The organism is Janthinobacterium sp. GW460-12-1-14-LB5, assembly GCF_059423585.1.
In genome coordinates this window covers 240,836-257,723 of record NZ_JBWKYD010000004.1, presented here as the reverse complement: position 1 = coordinate 257,723, position 16,888 = coordinate 240,836, and the positions used below count along the sequence as shown (strand labels likewise).

Here is a 16,888-nt window from a genome sequence, read left to right as displayed (position 1 = left end):
CCCTACGATGAAGTTCAGAAAATCTCCCTATACCCTGAGATTCGTCGCAACGCTCCGGCGCTTCGCTTTCCGTCTTCGCCAGTGTCCGATCGTGTTCTTCCAGACTGGGCCAGCGTGACAGTGGCCGCTGGCTGCCTGCGCGCACCTAGCGAGGCCCAAGTTGAAAGAGTACACAGCAGTAGTCACGCAACAGATCAAGGAACAGGTTTCCAAATTCAAGGAAATCTTCCGCGATCATTCCCTGGCACAAGATACGTTTGACGCCGCGCGCGACGATGCCTTGCCCCTGCGTTCCGAGTTGTTCAGCGCCATGCAGATGGCCGCCCACGGCAAGCACGTGGCCGCTGGCCATGCGGTGGGCAAGCACCATGGCCGCGACCGCCTGTTGGCGCGCCTGGCCGACAATGCGGCCCTGATCACGGCCACCGTCAACGAGTTAACGGCCACGGTGAAAAGCGGACGGCAGGTTACGCCCGCCTCGGAATGGCTGCTGGATAATTTTTACCTGATCGAAGAGCAAATCCGCACCACGCGGCGCCACCTGCCGAAGAACTACAGCAAGGAATTGCCACGGTTGAGTTCCGGCGTGGACGCGGGTTGTCCGCGCGTGTACAAGATCGCGCTGGAAATCATCTCGCACGGCGATGGCAGGGTCGACCTGGAAAACCTGTGCCATTTCATCGAGGCTTACCAGGACGTGGCCACCTTGACCCTGGGCGAATTGTGGGCCGTGCCCATCATGCTGCGCCTGGCCCTGATCGAAAACCTGCGCCGTGTCGCCGCGCGCGTGGCCGACGACCGCATGCAGCGCGACCTGGCCAATACCTGGGCCGACCAGATGACGGACATCGCCGAGCGCAATCCCAGCGGCTTGATCCTGCTGGTGGCCGATATGGCCCGTTCGAATCCGCCGATGACCAGCGCCTTCGTGGCCGAATTGTCGCGTCGCCTGCAGGGACAGAGTTCTTCGCTGACCCTGGCGCTGTCGTGGCTGACGCACAAGCTGGCCGAGTCGGGCCTCACCATCGAGCAGCAGATCCAGTCCGAGATCGGGCAGCAGGCGGCCGACCAGGTATCGATCGCCAACAGCATCGGCAGCCTGCGTTTTCTCGGCACCATGGATTGGCAGGAATTCGTCGAGACCATGAGCGTGGTCGAGCAAACCCTGCGCCTGGACCCGGCCGGCACCTATGGCTTGATGGATTTCGCCACGCGCGACAGCTACCGCCACGCCATCGAACGCATCGCCAGGCGCAGCGCGCGCAGCGAAGTGGACGTGGCCGAGATGGTGGTGCAGCTGGCGCACACGCACGGCAACGGCAATGACGCGCGCCGCGGCCATATCGGCTTTTACCTGGTGGGGCGCGGCGTGCTGGTGCTGGAAAAGCAGGCCGGCGCGAAGCTGCCCTTCATCGAGGCGCTGCAGCATACGGCGCGCGCCGCGCCGCTGGCCGTCTACCTGGGCGCGATCTCGTTTCTGACCCTGGCGACGAGCGCCTTGCTGCTCGAGCGCGCCGTGCGCCATGGCGTGCAGGGCTGGCCCCTGGCGGCGCTGGGCGCGCTGGCGCTGCTGGGCAGCAGCCAGCTGGCCGTCGCCGTGGTGAACTGGCTGGCAACCCTGATGACGTCGCCGCATCCGCTGCCGCGCATGGATTACCAGTCCGGCATTCCGTCCGATGCGCGCGGCATCGTCGTGGTGCCGACGCTGATCTACAGCCCGGAAAACGTGGCGACCCTGTGCGAGGCGCTCGAAGTGCGTTATCTCGCCAACCGCGATCCGAACCTGCGTTTTTGCCTGCTGACGGATTTTGTCGACGCCGATGCGCAAACGATGCCCGGCGACGAGGCCCTGCTGCGCCAGGCGCAGGAGACCATCCGTGGCTTGAATGAGAAATACCGCGTGGAAGGCGCCGAATTCAAGGACAACGGCGACCCGGCCGACCCGGAAGAGCTGGGCCATGCGGGGCCGTTCCTGCTGCTGCACCGTCCGCGCCTGTGGAATTCGCAACAGAATGCGTGGATGGGGCAGGAGCGCAAGCGCGGCAAATTGTCCGACCTGCACGCCTTCCTGCGCGGCGGCGCGCGCGACAGATTCTCGCTGGTGGAAGGCGAGTTGCGTGGCCTGCGCACGATCAAGTACGTGATCACGCTCGACACCGATACGCAGCTGCCGCGCGACGCGGCGCGCGAATTCATCGCCACCATGATGCACCCCTTGAACCGTCCCGTGCTGGACGCGGCCGGCACGCGCGTGGTGGCCGGCTACGGCATTTTGCAGCCGCGCGTGGCCGTGGCGCTGCCCAGCGCGAACGCCTCGCGCTACGAGCTGCTGTGCGGCGGCGAGCCGGGCATCGACCCGTACACGCGCACCGTCTCCGACCTGTACCAGGACGTGTTTTATGAAGGCTCGTTCATCGGCAAGGGCATCTATGACCTCGACATGTTCGAGTGCGTGCTGGGCCAGCGCTTGCCCGACAATAAAATCCTCAGCCACGATTTGCTCGAAGGCTGCTACCTGCGCGCCGGTTTGCTCAGCGACTCGCAATTGTACGAGGTATATCCGGCCCGCTACGACGCCGACGTCAGCCGCCGCCAGCGCTGGATCCGCGGCGACTGGCAGCTGATCGGCTGGCTGCTGGGCCGGGTGCCGGGCCGCGCCGGCAAGCGCGAACGCAATCCCCTGTCGATGCTGTCGCGCTGGAAGCTGTTCGACAACCTGCGCCGCAGCGTCGTGGCGCCGGCCACCACCCTGTCGCTGCTGCTGGCATGGGGCTTCCTGCCGCACGTGGCGTTCTGGAGCGCGGCCGTGCTGGCCATCATCTTCCTGCCGCCCGTGTTTTCGGCCTTGTACGACCTGCTGCGCAAACCGCGCGACACCCTGTGGCGCCAGCATCTGGCCGCGTTCGAGCGGCGCTGCAGCGTGCAGTTCTCGCATGCCATGCTGACCCTCGTCTTCCTGCCCTACGAGGCGTGGATCAGCCTGGACGCCATCGCGCGCACGCTGTGGCGACTGGGTGTATCGCACAAGCACTTGCTCGACTGGCGCGCGTCGAACCTGCACAGTTCTTCCGGTAGTCAAGCCGACAGCTGGCGCGCCATGTGGTGCTCGCCCGCGCTGGCGCTGGCCGCCTTTGCCGCCTTGCTGGCCTGGCGCCCGGCAGCCTTGCCTGCCGCCGCCGTGGTGTTGCTGCTGTGGCTGGCAGCCCCCGCCATCGCCTGGTGGATCAGCCGCCCCATCGAGCGGGCCGTGGCGCGCCTGTCTGCCGAACAGGGGCGTTTTTTGCATGGTGTGGCGCGCAAGACCTGGGCGTATTTCGATACCTTCGTCGGGCCGGACGACCACTGGCTGCCGCCCGATAACATGCAGGAGCACCCGAACCTGGTGGTGGCGCACCGCACCTCGCCGACGAATATCGGCCTGGCATTGCTGGCCAACCTGACGGCCTACGATTTCGGGTATGTGACCCTGGGCCAGCTGATCGAGCGCAGCCGCGCTACCCTGCACAGCATGGGCGAGCTGGAACGCTTCCAGGGCCATTTCTATAACTGGTACGACACGCAAACGCTCAAGGCGCTGCAGCCGATGTACATTTCGACGGTCGACAGCGGCAACCTGGCCGGCCACTTGCTGACCTTGCAGCCGGGACTGGTGGAACTGTATGACGCCCCGATCATCGGCGCGCAGGTGGTGCAAGGCATCCGCACGACGGCGCAGGTGCTGCAGGAGTTCATTGCCGCCGAAGGCGAGGGCAAGGCCATGCGCGAGAGCATGGGCCTGTTGCAGGCGCAGGCCGCGCCCGCCACCCTGGCCGAATGGCATGCTTATCTCGCCGCCGCGAATGGTGCGGCCGACGCGCTGCTGTCGCTGACCCTGCAAAGCGAGGATGGCGAGCTGTCCATGTGGGCGGGCGCGCTGGCGCGCCAGTGCCGCGCCGCGCTGGCCGAGTTGCTGCAGCTGGCGCCGTGGGCGGCGCAGGCCGGCATCGATGCGGCATGGCTGCGCGTGCCGACCCTGCGTGAACTGGCCAACCTGGAAGCGCCGCAAGGCCTGCCTGGCGAGCTGGCCGCCTTGCTGGCACAGGGACGCGAACAGGCGGGCCGCCACATGCGCGACATCGCCCACGCGGCGGGCCAGGCGCGCGACTTCGCGCAAATCGAATACGGCTTCCTGTACAACCCGTCGACCAAGCTGCTGGCCATCGGCTACAACGTCAGCGAACGGCGCCTGGACCCCAGCTACTACGATTTATTGGCTTCCGAAGTGCGCCTGGCCAGCTTCATCGCCATCGCCCAGGGGCAGCTGCCGCAGGAGCACTGGTTCGCCCTGGGCCGCCAGCTGTGCATGGTGGCGGGACAGCCCGTGCTGCTGTCGTGGAGCGGTTCCATGTTCGAGTACCTGATGCCGCTGCTGGTGATGCCGAACTACCCGAATACCCTGCTCGACCAGACCTACCACTCCGTCATCGAGGCGCAGATCGACTATGGCCGCCAGCGCGACGTGCCGTGGGGGATTTCCGAATCCGGCTACAACACCGTCGACGCCAGCCTGAACTACCAGTACCGCGCCTTCGGCGTGCCCGGCCTGGGCCTCAAGCGTGGCCTAGCCGACGACCTGGTAGTGGCGCCGTATGCCAGCATGATGGGGCTGATGGTGCAGCCGGAAGCGTCGTGCCAGAACCTGCAGCGCATGCAGGCGGCCGGCTACATGGGCCGCTACGGCTTTTTCGAAGCCGTCGATTTCACCACCGCGCGCCTGCCGCGCGGGCAGAGCAGCGCCGTTATCCGCTCGTTCATGGTGCATCACCAGGGCATGGGCTTTCTGGCCCTCAGCTACCTGCTGCACGACCGCCCGATGCAGCGCCGCTTCGAGTCCGATCCGCTGCTGCAATCGGCCTTGCTGGTGCTGCAGGAACGCACGCCGCAGGCCGGTGCGTTTTACTCGAACACGGCCGAACTGGCGGTGCTGCGCAGCGGCGCGCCCGAGCAGGCCATGCCGATGCGCATCCTCACGCAGGCCAACAGTGCCGTACCCGAAACGCAGCTGCTGTCGAATGGCCGCTACCACGTCATGGTGAGCAATGCGGGTGGCAGCTACAGCCGCTGGAAAGACCTGTCCGTGACGCGCTGGCGCGAGGACAGCACGCGCGATAACTGGGGCAATTTCTGCTACCTGCGCGACCTCGACGACGGTGAAGTCTGGTCCACCACATACCAGCCGACCCTGGCCGAACCGAAGAAATATGAAGTGATCTTTTCGGAAGGCCGGGCCGAGTTCCGCCGCGCCGACCATGGCCTCGACCTGTACACGGAAATCGTCGTCTCGCCCGAGGACGACATCGAAATCCGGCGCACCCGCATCAGCAATAATTCGAACCGCCAGCGGCGCATCGAGATCACCAGTTTTGCCGAAGTGGTGATGGCGCCGGCGGCCGCCGATGCGGCCCATCCCGCATTCAGCAAGCTGTTCGTGCAGACGGAAATCCTCGCGCCTGAAAATGCGATTTTATGCACGCGCCGGCCCCGCTCGAAAGACGAGCAGATGCCGTGGCTGCTGCATGTGATGACGGTGCACGATATCGACCAGTATGCCGTATCGTTCGAGACGGACCGCGCGCGCTTCATCGGCCGTGGCAACACGGCGCAGCTGCCGCAGGCGCTGCAGGAAGACGGTCCGCTCGGTGGCGGCCACGGTTCCGTGCTCGACCCCATCGTGGCCATCCGCTACGTCATCACGCTCGAGCCCGACCAGGCCGTCACCATCGACAGCGTCACCGGCATGGTGGAGCAGCGCGAGGCGGCCCTGCACCTGATCGACAAATACCAGGACCGCCATCTGGCCGACCGCGTCTTCGAACTGGCCTGGACGCACAGCCAGGTGGTGCTGCGCCAGTTGAATGCCAGCGAAGCCGATGCGCAGTTGTATGCGCGCCTGGCCAATGCCGTGATTTATCCGAACGCGTCCCTGCGCGCCGAAGCCAGCATCCTGATCAAGAACCAGCGCGGCCAGTCGGGCCTGTGGGCGTATGCCATCTCGGGCGACCTGCCCATCGTGCTGCTGCAGATACGCGATGTGGCCAATATCGAACTGGCGCGCCAGATGGTGCAGGCGCATGCCTACTGGCGCCTGAAAGGGTTGGTGGTCGACCTGGTGATCTGGTACGAAGAGCAGTCGGGCTACCGCCAACTGCTGCACGACCAGATCATGGGCTTGATCGCCTCGGGCATCGACGCGCAGGCAATCGACCGCCCGGGCGGCATCTTCGTGCGCCTGGCCGAGCAGATCGCCAATGAAGACCGCATCTTGCTGCAATCGGTGGCGCGCGCCATCATCAGCGACTTGCGCGGCACCCTGGCCGAACAGGTCAAGCGCCCGCCGAGCCCCGTGCTGCGCATGCCGCCGCTGCTGCAGGACCCGGCGCGCGAGCATGGCGGCGTGCCGCACCGGGCGCCGCAGCGCGAGCTGATCCTGGAAAATGGCCTGGGCGGTTTTACGCCCGATGGGCGCGAATACGTGATTACCACGGCAGAAGGCAGGCAGACGCCGGCGCCGTGGTCGAACGTGCTGGCCAATGCACAATTCGGCACGGTGGTATCGGAAGCTGGCCAGGCATATACGTGGAGCGAGAATGCGCATGAATTCCGCCTCACACCATGGCAGAACGACCCCGTGTCGGACCTGTCGGGCGAAGCGTTTTATGTGCGCGACGAGCAAACCGGCCAGTTCTGGTCGCCCTCGTCCCTGCCCGCGCGCGGCAGTGGCGACTACGTGACGCGCCACGGTTTCGGCTACAGCATTTTTGAACACAGCGAGGGCGGCATCGCCACGGAATTGTGCACTTATGTGGCGCTCGATGCGGCCGTCAAATACTCGGTCATCAAGGTGCGCAACGACAGCGGCGTGCCGCGCCGCCTGTCCGTCACCGGTTACGTGGAATGGGTAATGGCCGACCTGCGCGCCAAGTCCGGCATGCACGTGGCCACCGAAGTCGATACGATCAGTGGCGCCCTGTTTGCGCGCAATAACTACAACACGGAGTTTTCCGGCCGAGTCGGCTTTTTCAATACGGACGCCAGCATCCGTTCGATCACCTGCGACCGCAATGAATTCATCGGCCGCAACGGCAGCCTGGCGCAGCCGGCTGCGTTGCGCCGCGTGCGCCTGTCCGGCAAGGCGGGCACGGGACTCGATCCGTGCGCGGCGATCCAGGTGCCGTTCGAGCTGCAGCCGGGGCAGGAGCGCGAAATCGTCTTCCTGCTCGGCGTGGGCGGGCGCCGCAATGCCGACGCCAGCACCATGGTACAGCGCCATGCGGGCAAGGATGCGGCCCGCAGTGCGCTCGACGCGGTGCGGGCGCACTGGGAAAGCACCCTGGGGGCCGTGCGCATCGAAACACCCGACCCGTCGCTGGACGTGATCGCCAATGGCTGGCTGATGTACCAGACCATCGCCTGCCGTTTGTGGGCGCGCAGCGGCTATTACCAGTCGGGCGGCGCTTACGGTTTCCGCGACCAACTGCAAGACGCGATGGCCATGATCCACACGGCGCCGCAGCTGCTGCGCGGCCACTTGCTGCTGTGCGCCGCGCACCAGTTTGTCGAAGGCGACGTGCAGCACTGGTGGCATCCGCCGTCGGACCGGGGCGTGCGCACGCATTGCTCCGACGATTATCTGTGGCTGCCGCTGGCCGCCTGCCGTTACGTGATCGCCACGGGCGACGTCAACGTGCTGTCGGAAGTGGCGCCCTTCATCGAGGGCCGCGCCGTCAAGCCGGAAGAGGATTCGTATTACGACCTGCCCGTGCGCTCGGGCGAGTCGGCCGACCTGTACGAGCATTGCGTGCGCGCCATCCGCCATGGCCTGCGCCTGGGCGTGCACGGCTTGCCGCTGATCGGTTCCTGCGACTGGAATGACGGCATGGACAAGGTGGGCGAGCATGGCAAGGGCGAGAGCGTGTGGCTGGCCTTCTTCCTGTACGAAGTGCTGCAGCGCTTCGCCGAGGTGGCCGTGCTGCGCGGCGACGCGGCTTTCGCCCAGTTCTGCCGCGACGAAGCCGTGAAACTGGCGGCCAATGTCGAGGAACACGCGTGGGATGGCGAGTGGTACCGGCGCGCGTATTTCGACGACGGCACGCCATTGGGATCGCACACGAACGAGGAATGCCAGATCGATTCCATTTCGCAAAGCTGGGGCGTGCTGTCGGGCGCTGCCAGCAAGGAGCGGGTGGCCGGCGCCATGCGCCAGGTCGATGCGCGCCTCGTGCGCCGCGACTCCGGGGTAATCCAGCTGCTCGATCCGCCGTTCGACAAGTCCGACCTCAATCCCGGCTATATCCGTGGCTACGTGCCGGGCGTGCGCGAGAACGGCGGGCAGTACACGCATGCGGCCATCTGGACGGCGATGGCGTTCGCCCGCATGGGCGATGGCGACAAGGCGTGGGAGCTGCTGCGCATGATCAATCCCGTGCGCCATGGCGTCGACGCGCAGGCGGTGGCGCGCTACAAGGTGGAACCGTACGTGGTGACGGCCGACGTGTATGCCGTGGCGCCGCACGTGGGGCGCGGCGGCTGGAGCTGGTACACCGGGTCGTCGGGCTGGCTGTACCGGCTGATCGTCGAATCCCTGCTCGGTCTGACGCGGGAAGCGAACGTGCTGCGTCTGGCGCCAGCCATGCCGGCCGAATGGCGCACGTTCAAGCTGCATTACCGTTTTGGCGCCAGCAGCTATGCCATCACGGTGGAACAGGCGCAAGGGCGGCCGGCAGGATTGTCGCTTGATGGCATGGCGCAGGAAGGCAACAGCATCGCCCTGCGCGACGAGGGCCGCGAGTATGTGGTGCTATTGCTGGTCTAGTCTTGCCACGTGTCGTGTTCGGGACGGCGCCGTCCGAGCAGCAGGATCAGGCCGGCGCCCAGCAGCAACAGGTCGCGTGTGCGTACTTCGGGCGCAGATTGCGTTGCCGCATGGTGGTTCATGGGTGACGCCGTGGCGGCGGGGAGCAGGCAGGTACAGGCGGCCAGGCACAGCGCCGCCATCTTTCCGTTCAAATGCATACATTCCTCAAAAAAGCGCGCTGGCCGTTCGGGATCAGCGCGCCAGTGTTCATGTCGCCGACATTGTAATTATGAACATGAACATTGTAAATGAGAAATTATTTGAGGTTGCCTCAGAAGCCCAGGGCCGCGCCCGCCCCCAGCAGGGTGGCCACGCCCAGCACGGCAAAGATCAAGGCGGCGATGCCATGCACCAGGCGCAGCGGGACGCGGTTGGCGATCCTGTCGCCCAGGTAGACGGCCGGCACGTTGGCCAGCATCATGCCGAAGGTGGTGCCCAGCACGACGGAAACGATGTCGTGGTAGCGCGCCGCCAGCGCCACCGTCGCCACCTGCGTCTTGTCTCCCATTTCCGCCATGAAGAAGGCGATCAGGGTGGTCAGGAAGACGCCATACCTGGCCAGTTTCGTCTCGTCTTCATCGAGCTTGTCGGGGATCAGGGTCCAGGCGGCCATGGTCAGGAACGACACGCCCAGCACCCAGCGCAGCACGTCGGGTCCCAGCATGCTGGTGATCCAGGCGCCGACGGCGGCGGCGAACGCGTGGTTGGCGACGGTGGCGACGAAAATGGCCAGCACGATGGGCAAAGGCTTGCGGAATTTGGCGGCCAGCAGAAAGGCCAGGAGTTGGGTTTTATCGCCGATTTCAGCGAGACCGACGATGCCGGTGGAGATGAGGAATGCTTCCATGAGATTGCAAGAGGTACGCGGGCCGGACGAATTAACCAATGATCCACAGGCGACTCCGGCCCATGCGGCCGCCCTGGATCAATGGTCTCGTCAAGTTCTGCAACCACCTGCACCATGGCCTGCGGGCCAATTATGTTGATACAGGTTCCCGCGGCAGGACCGCGGGACGACTACTCCCCAATGTTCGAGGCGCATCATACGCCAATGCCCGTGCCGGCGCCAGTGCCGCCGGGGCATGGCACTGGCTGGTGTGTGGGACTTGCACAACAATGAGCGATTTGCAAACAGACTCGACTTAGAATGCAGTCTGTCCACGACTCCCAGATGGAATGCGCCATGCCGGTCCTTGTCCGCTTGCTTGCCTTGTGCCTGACCTTGTTTGCTCCCTTGCCCGGCCTGTGCGCCGCCGCGCCCTTCGACGACAAGTTCCGCCAGCTGGAAGAATTGCTGCCCACGCCGAACAGCTACCGCACGGCGTCCGGCGCGCCGGGCCACGCCTACTGGCAGCAGCGCGCCGATTACGTGATCCGCGCCACCTTGGACGAAGCGCGCCGCGAAATCACGGCCAGCGAACAGATCACCTATCACAACCGTTCGCCGGACAGCCTCGCGTATCTGTGGCTGCAGCTGGACCAGAATGGCTTGCGCCAGGATGCCGACCAGCGCCGCGTCTTGAGCGCGCCGTCGCGCCAGGCCTGGCTCAGTGGCACTGAAGAGGAAGCGCTGAAATTCGAAGACTTGCGCGCCCTCCATGCGGGCCGCGAATTTGACGGCGGCTTCAAGCTCACCGCCGTGAAAGCGGCCAGCGGCAAGCCGCTGCCGCATGTCGTCAACCAGACTATGCTGCGCATCGATTTGCCGGTGGCGCTGGCGCCCGGCCAGAGCATCACCTTCAATATCGACTGGTCGTATCGGATCAATGACCAGAAGGTGCTGGTCGAGCGCTCCGGCTACGAGTATTTTGAAGACGACAAGAACACGATTTTTCAGATCGCGCAGTGGTTCCCCCGCATGGCTGCGTATTACGACGCCGTTGGCTGGCAGCACAAGCAGTTCCTCGGCTCCGGCGAATTCACGCTGGAATTTGGCGACTACGAGCTGTACCTGACGGTGCCGGGCGACCACGTGGTGGCCGCCACGGGTGAGCTGCAGAATCCTGCCGCCGTATTGAGCGCGGTGCAGCGCGAGCGCCTGGCGCGGGCAAAAACCAGCGCTGCGCCGCTGCTGGTGGTCACGCCCGCCGAGGCGCTGGCGGCGGAAAAAGGCAAGCCAACGGGGATGAAAACCTGGCACTTCAAGGCGGCCAATGTGCGCGACGTGGCGTGGGCTTCGAGCCGCAAGTTCATCTGGGATGCGCAGGGACTGGACAGCGGCGGCAAGCGCGTGATGGCCATGTCCTACTATCCGAACGAGGGCAACCCGCTGTGGCAGCAGTACAGCACGCGCGCCGTCGTGCACGCGATCGAGCAGTACAACAAGTACAGTTTCGACTATCCGTATCCGAATGCGATTTCCGTCAATGGCGCCGTGGGCGGCATGGAGTATCCGATGATTGCGTTCAATGGCGGGCGTCCCGTGAAGGACAAGAAGACGGGGGAACTTACGTATTCGAAGACGGCCAAATATGATCTGATCGGCGTGATCATCCATGAAGTGGGCCACAATTATTTCCCCATGATCGTCAACTCGGACGAGCGCCAGTGGACGTGGATGGACGAGGGCCTCAATTCCTTCCTGCAGTACCTGGCGGAGCAGGCGTGGGAAGAGCATTTCCCCTCCTGGAATGGCGAGCCGCGCAAGATCGTCGACTACATGCGCAGCCAGAACCAGGTGCCCATCATGACCAATTCCGAATCCCTGCTGCAGTTCACGGCAAACGCTTACGACAAGCCGGCCACGGCGCTCAACATCCTGCGCGAGACCATCCTCGGGCGCGAACTGTTCGACTTCGCCTTCAAGCAGTACGCCTTGCGCTGGAAGTTCAAGCGCCCGACGCCGGCCGACTTTTTCCGCACCATGGAAGACGCTTCCGGCACGGACCTGGACTGGTTCTGGCGCGGCTGGTTCTATACCACCGATGCGGTCGACATCAGCATCGACGGCATCAGCGAATATGGCGTGAGCACGAAAAATCCGGAAACGGAAAAGGCGTGGAAGAAGGCGCAGAAGGCGGCGCAGCCCATCTCGATCTCGGACCAGCGCAACAAGGCGCTGCCGAAGAAGGTCGACATCGATCCGGCGCTGAAGGATTTCTATAACCGGCACGACGACTTCACGGTCACCAACAAGGACCGCAACAGCTATGCGGAAGAGCAGGAAACACTGGAGCCGTGGGAGAAAAAGCTGCTGGAACAGCGCAACATGGGCAAGCATCTGTACCTGGTCGATTTTTCGAATCTCGGCGGCCTGGTGATGCCGCTGATCCTGGAAATCGAACTGCAAAGCGGCAAGAAGATCATCGAGCGCGTACCGGCCGAAGTGTGGCGCTACGCGCCGCACAAGATCAGCAAGGTGATCATCACGGATGAGCCGATGGTGGGCCTGGTGCAGGACCCGTACTGGGAGACGGCCGATATCGACACCAGCAATAACGCCTGGCCGAGAAAAATCACGCCGTCGCGCCTGGAGCTGTTCAAGCTGGACCGCGACAAGAACAACCTGATGAAGGATTTGAATACGCCGCTGAAGGCGCCCGAGGCCAAGGCCGAGACAAAATAGGGAAAAAGCGCCGGCCATCCCGGCGCTTTTTTTCTGCCGGCCCGCGCCGGAAGTGCTATTCTGCGCGACGCCCCGGCGTACACGGACCGGGGCTTTCGCAAATCATTCAAAAGACGACCATGCAAACTTTGACCTTCCTGCGCGCGCTGGGCTGTGCGCTACTTTGCCAGGTGACCCTAGCCGCGCACGCCGATCCCCTCAGCTACGCGCGCTACGACCAGGTGCGCACGCGCGACCTGCAACTGGACCTGAAAGCCGACTTCAAGCAAAAGACCCTGTCCGGCTATGCCGAGCTGTCCTTGAACTGGATCGATCCCGCGGCGCGCACCCTGGTGCTCGATACGCGCGATCTGTCGATCGCGAAAGTGCAGGTACAGGACAAGCGCGGCGCATGGCAGATGGCGCCGTACCGGCTGGACAAGGCCGATCCGGAAAAGGGCCAGGCGCTGCGTATCACCACCACGGGCCAGCCGGGCAAAGTGCGCGTCTACTATCACACGGCGCCGAACGCCATCGCGCTGCAGTGGCTCACGCCGCAGCAGACGATGTCGGGCAAGCTGCCTTTCATGTTCAGCCAGTCGCAAAGCATCAACGCCCGCTCGTGGGTGCCGTCGCAGGATACGCCGGCCGTGCGCTTTACGTATAGCGCGCGCATCGAGGCACCAAGCGGCATGCGCGTCGTGATGAGCGCCGAGAACGACGAAAAGGCGACCGGCAAGGGCGGCTGGAAGTTCAGGATGCCGCAGCCGATTCCCTCGTACCTGCTGGCCATTGCCATCGGCGAACTGGAAGTGCGCAAGCTCGGCCCCCGTTCCGCCGTGTATGCGGAACCGCCGCGCATCAAGGCGGCCGAATACGAGCTGGCCGATACGGAAAAGATGATCCAGGCGGCCGAAGCGCTGTATGGCCCGTATGGCTGGGGGCGCTACGACATGATCGTGCTGCCGCCATCGTTCCCCTACGGCGGCATGGAAAACCCGCGCCTGACCTTCCTCACGCCGACCATGATCGCGGGCGACCGCAGCCTGGTCGACCTGATTGCGCATGAACTGGCCCACTCGTGGTCGGGCAACCTGGTCACCAACGCGTCGTGGAAGCACATGTGGCTCAACGAAGGCTTCACCACCTACGTCACGACGCGCATCGTCGAGCAGCTGTATGGCAGCGAAGTGGCGCAGATGGGCGTGCAGGTCGACCAGGAAGAACTGGCCGCCTCGATCCGCGAATTGCCGGCTGCGAAAACGGCGCTGATCACACGCGACGCCGATGCCAACCCGGCGGAAACGTACACGGACGATGGCATCATCTACCCGAAAGGCGCCTGGTTCCTGGCCACCATGGAGCGCCGCGCGGGCCGCGCCGTGTTCGACCCCTTCCTGCGCGGCTGGTTCGACCAGCATGCGTTCCAGAGCGTGACGACGGAGCAGTTCATCGCCTACTTGCGCAAGAACTTGCTGGCGCAGCATCCGGACGTGATGCCGCAAGCGGAGCTCGAGGAATGGCTGTATGGCACGGGTGTGCCGGCCAGCGCGCAGCGCGTCGTCTCGCCGCGCCTGGCGCTGCTCGACCAGCACCGCGACGCCTGGCTGAAAGGCGAACTGGCCACCAAGGACTTGGGCATGGACAAGTGGATCGCCATCGAATCGATGCACTTCCTGAACGACATCAACAACAAGGCCAGCGCGGCGCAATTGCGTGAGCTGGACCAGGTCTACGGCGTGGGCAAGAGTGGCAACAATGAAGTGGCCTACCGCTTCTACCTGGCCTCCGTGAACGCCGGCTACGACGTGCGCCAGCCCTTGCAGGCATTCCTGCTGAGCGTGGGCCGCCAGAAGTTCGTCGTGCCGCTGTACAGCGCCTTGATGAAGACGCCGCAAGGCCATGCCTGGGCCAAGGACGTATATGCGCAGGCGCGCGAACGCTACCACCCGGTGACGCAGGAAAGCGTCGATAAATTGATGGCCGCGCAAGCGCATTGAACCTTCTCTGGATATCCTGACCATGCATACCATGAACCGTCTCGCCGCCGCCATCGTGCTGGCGTTTTCCAGCATCGCCGTGCCAGCGCTGGCAGCCGATGCAGTACCCGTCGTTGCCGCAGCGCCCGCGCCCGCGCCGGCCTTCGATCTTGAGCGCGACGTGGCCACCGCCCTGAAAGTGTTCGACGTGCCCGGCATGGCGATTGCCATCGTCAAGGATGGCAAGGTCGTCACCGCCAGGGGCTTTGGCGTGCGCAAGCTGGGCGAACCGGCCGCCGTCGATGCGCAGACCCTGTTCGAAGTGGCATCGAATTCGAAGGGTTTTACGGCCGCCGCGCTGGCCATGCTGGTCGACGAGGGCAAGCTGGCCTGGGACGATCCGGTTACGAAGCACCTGCCCGGCTTCCAGATGCATGATTCCTACGTGACGGGCGCCATGACCATCCGCGATTTGCTGACGCACCGCAGCGGTCTGGGGCTGGGCGCCGGCGACTTGCTGTGGTGGCCCACCACCACGTTCAGCACCGACGAGATCATCGAGAAGCTGCGCTACATCCGTCCGGCCACGAGTTTTCGCAACAGCTATGCCTACGATAACCTGCTGTACATCGTGGCCGGCAAGATCATCGCCGATAAGGCGGGGAAAAGCTGGGGCGAGGCCATGCACGAACGCATCCTGGCACCGCTGGGCATGACGGGCACCACCACCAGCCTGGCCGAGAATGCGGGCAAGCCCGACGTCGCCAGTGCGCACAGCAAGATCGACGGCAAGATCGCCGCCGTCAAGTCGATGCCCGTGCCGAACGCCGTGGGCGCCGTCGGCATCAACACGAATGCGGAAGACATCGCCAAGTGGATGATGGTGCTGCTCGATGGCGGCAAGATCGCCGGCGTGCAGGGCAAGGATGGCAAGGAAACGCGCCTGTTCAGTGAAAAGCAGGGCCGCGAGATGTGGACGGCGCAAACGCCGATCAAGATTGCCGAGCCGAAGCCGGCATTGGCCGCGACGAAACCGAACTTCAGCGCATATGGCCTGGGCTTCCAGCTGCGCGACTACAAGGGCATGAAGGTCGCCATGCACGGCGGCGCGCTGCAGGGATTTTATTCGCGCGTGGTGATGGTGCCGGAAGCGAAACTGGGCGTGGCCATCCTCACCAATGCGGAAAATGGCGGTTCGATGACGGCGCTGCAATGGCGCATCCTCGACCATTACCTGCAGGCGGCGCCGTCGGACTGGCTGGCGCTGGTGGCAAAGGTGGAGCAGGACCAGCATGCGGAAGAAGTGAAAAAGCAGGGCAAGGCGTCGAGCGCGCGCGCGGCGAAATCGCAGCCGTCGCTGCCGCTGGCGGCGTATGACGGCGAGTATGAAGACGCCTGGTACGGCAAGGTCGTGATCAAGCCGGAAGGGAAAAAACATATCCTCAGTTTTACGCGCACGCCGGACCTGACGGGCGAGCTGGAACACTGGCAGCACGACACCTTCATCGTGCGCTGGAAAGAGCGCAACTTCAATGCCGACGCCTACGTGACGTTTTCGCTCAATCCCGATGGCAGCATCGACAGGGTAAAAATGGCGCCCGTGTCGGCCGAGACGGACTTCAGCTACGACTTTCAGGACTTGAGCCTGGTGCCGGTGAAGCCGAAGGACGTGAAGAAATAAGCCTGGCTACAAAAACCGCAGCGTCGCCTGCGGTTTTTTTTCGCCGCTTACCATGCAAGTGCGCGGCAGAATGGCGGCAGGCCGGTTTTTATTGTTTGAAACTGGCCAAACAAGAAATGTTATCTTGTTTTCTTGTTTGTTTATTTTCTAACTTTCTTTGGTGCTACTATTTTTATGCGCTATACGTCTATCGATAGATGGAAGTTGGCGGCTGGCGTTCTGCCCTGGGTTTTTATAACGATGAACTTTTTTGCTAACGGGATAAAAATGATCAATTTCAAGAAAGCCGTATTTGTCTTCTGTGCCGCTGTCGGTTTCGCCGGTGCCATCAGTTCGAGCGCATATGCCTTGCCTTCGCGTGAAACGTGTGAAGAGGCACGTGATTCCTGTCTCGCCGATGGTAATGAAAACGACTGCGCGCTGGTGCGTCGCCTGTGCGGCGTGTACGGTATCCACGTCTGAGCGTGTCGCTACCTGCTTGCACGCGCTATTGTGATCTTCCAGTTCAATAGCTTTTAGATTGGCTCAACTTTTTCAGAAACTGAATAAAAATGATCAATGCAAAAAAAGCCGTTTTTCTGTTCTGTACTGCCATCGGTTTTGCTGGCGCCTTGAGCACCGCATACGCGCAGCCTACCTACGGTGAATGCGTGCAGGCTTTGATTGAGTGCACCGAAGCCGGTATCGGGAAGCAGTGTACGTTCGTGTCGCGCTATTGCGCGGTATATGGCTTGTTTATCTAGGATAGCGTTTGAAGCAGCGCTGGCGGCGCGCCGTATCGGCCCGCCGCC

8 protein-coding genes and 1 riboswitch are annotated in these 16,888 nt (G+C 63.7%); of the genes, 6 read left to right on the top strand and 2 right to left on the bottom strand.

Annotated elements, in window-relative coordinates:
* The first annotated feature begins 223 nt into the window (after positions 1-223).
* Complete coding sequence (locus AC07X6_RS05805; protein ID WP_494790367.1) at positions 224-8,851, top strand: glycoside hydrolase family 94 protein; 8,628 nt, start codon at positions 224-226, stop codon at positions 8,849-8,851.
* On the opposite strand, the gene AC07X6_RS05800 is transcribed toward AC07X6_RS05805, so the two are convergent.
* A complete protein-coding gene (locus AC07X6_RS05800) occupies positions 8,848-9,051 on the bottom strand; it encodes a hypothetical protein (protein ID WP_230542343.1) in 204 nt (67 codons plus the stop codon). The two genes, AC07X6_RS05805 and AC07X6_RS05800, sit on opposite strands and share 4 nt — an antisense overlap.
* Positions 9,052-9,164: 113 nt before the next feature.
* On the bottom strand, positions 9,165-9,740 hold the full coding sequence (locus AC07X6_RS05795) for a TMEM165/GDT1 family protein (protein ID WP_494790355.1): 576 nt from the start codon (positions 9,738-9,740) through the stop codon (positions 9,165-9,167).
* 21 nt (positions 9,741-9,761) lie between these two features.
* A riboswitch (yybP-ykoY riboswitch) is annotated at positions 9,762-9,931 on the bottom strand.
* Positions 9,932-10,076: 145 nt separating this feature from the next.
* Here AC07X6_RS05795 and AC07X6_RS05790 point away from each other — a divergent pair.
* The 5 genes from AC07X6_RS05790 (at position 10,077) to AC07X6_RS05770 (ending at position 16,840) form a co-directional block, all read left to right on the top strand.
* The gene (locus tag AC07X6_RS05790) at positions 10,077-12,458 is read left to right on the top strand and encodes a M1 family aminopeptidase (protein WP_494790354.1); all 2,382 of its coding nucleotides are present in this window, start codon (positions 10,077-10,079) and stop codon (positions 12,456-12,458) included.
* A gap of 119 nt (positions 12,459-12,577) precedes the next feature.
* The gene (locus AC07X6_RS05785; protein ID WP_230542340.1) at positions 12,578-14,437 is read left to right on the top strand and encodes a M1 family metallopeptidase; all 1,860 of its coding nucleotides are present in this window, start codon (positions 12,578-12,580) and stop codon (positions 14,435-14,437) included.
* Between the two features lie 22 nt (positions 14,438-14,459).
* On the top strand, positions 14,460-16,097 hold the full coding sequence (locus tag AC07X6_RS05780; RefSeq protein ID WP_494790353.1) for a serine hydrolase: 1,638 nt from the start codon (positions 14,460-14,462) through the stop codon (positions 16,095-16,097).
* Positions 16,098-16,364: 267 nt separating this feature from the next.
* Positions 16,365-16,559 carry a hypothetical protein gene (locus AC07X6_RS05775; protein ID WP_071325682.1) on the top strand — a complete coding sequence of 65 codons (195 nt, stop codon included), beginning with the start codon at positions 16,365-16,367 and terminating at the stop codon, positions 16,557-16,559.
* A gap of 89 nt (positions 16,560-16,648) precedes the next feature.
* Positions 16,649-16,840 carry a hypothetical protein gene (locus AC07X6_RS05770; protein ID WP_494790352.1) on the top strand — a complete coding sequence of 64 codons (192 nt, stop codon included), beginning with the start codon at positions 16,649-16,651 and terminating at the stop codon, positions 16,838-16,840.
* Positions 16,841-16,888: the final 48 nt, after the last annotated feature.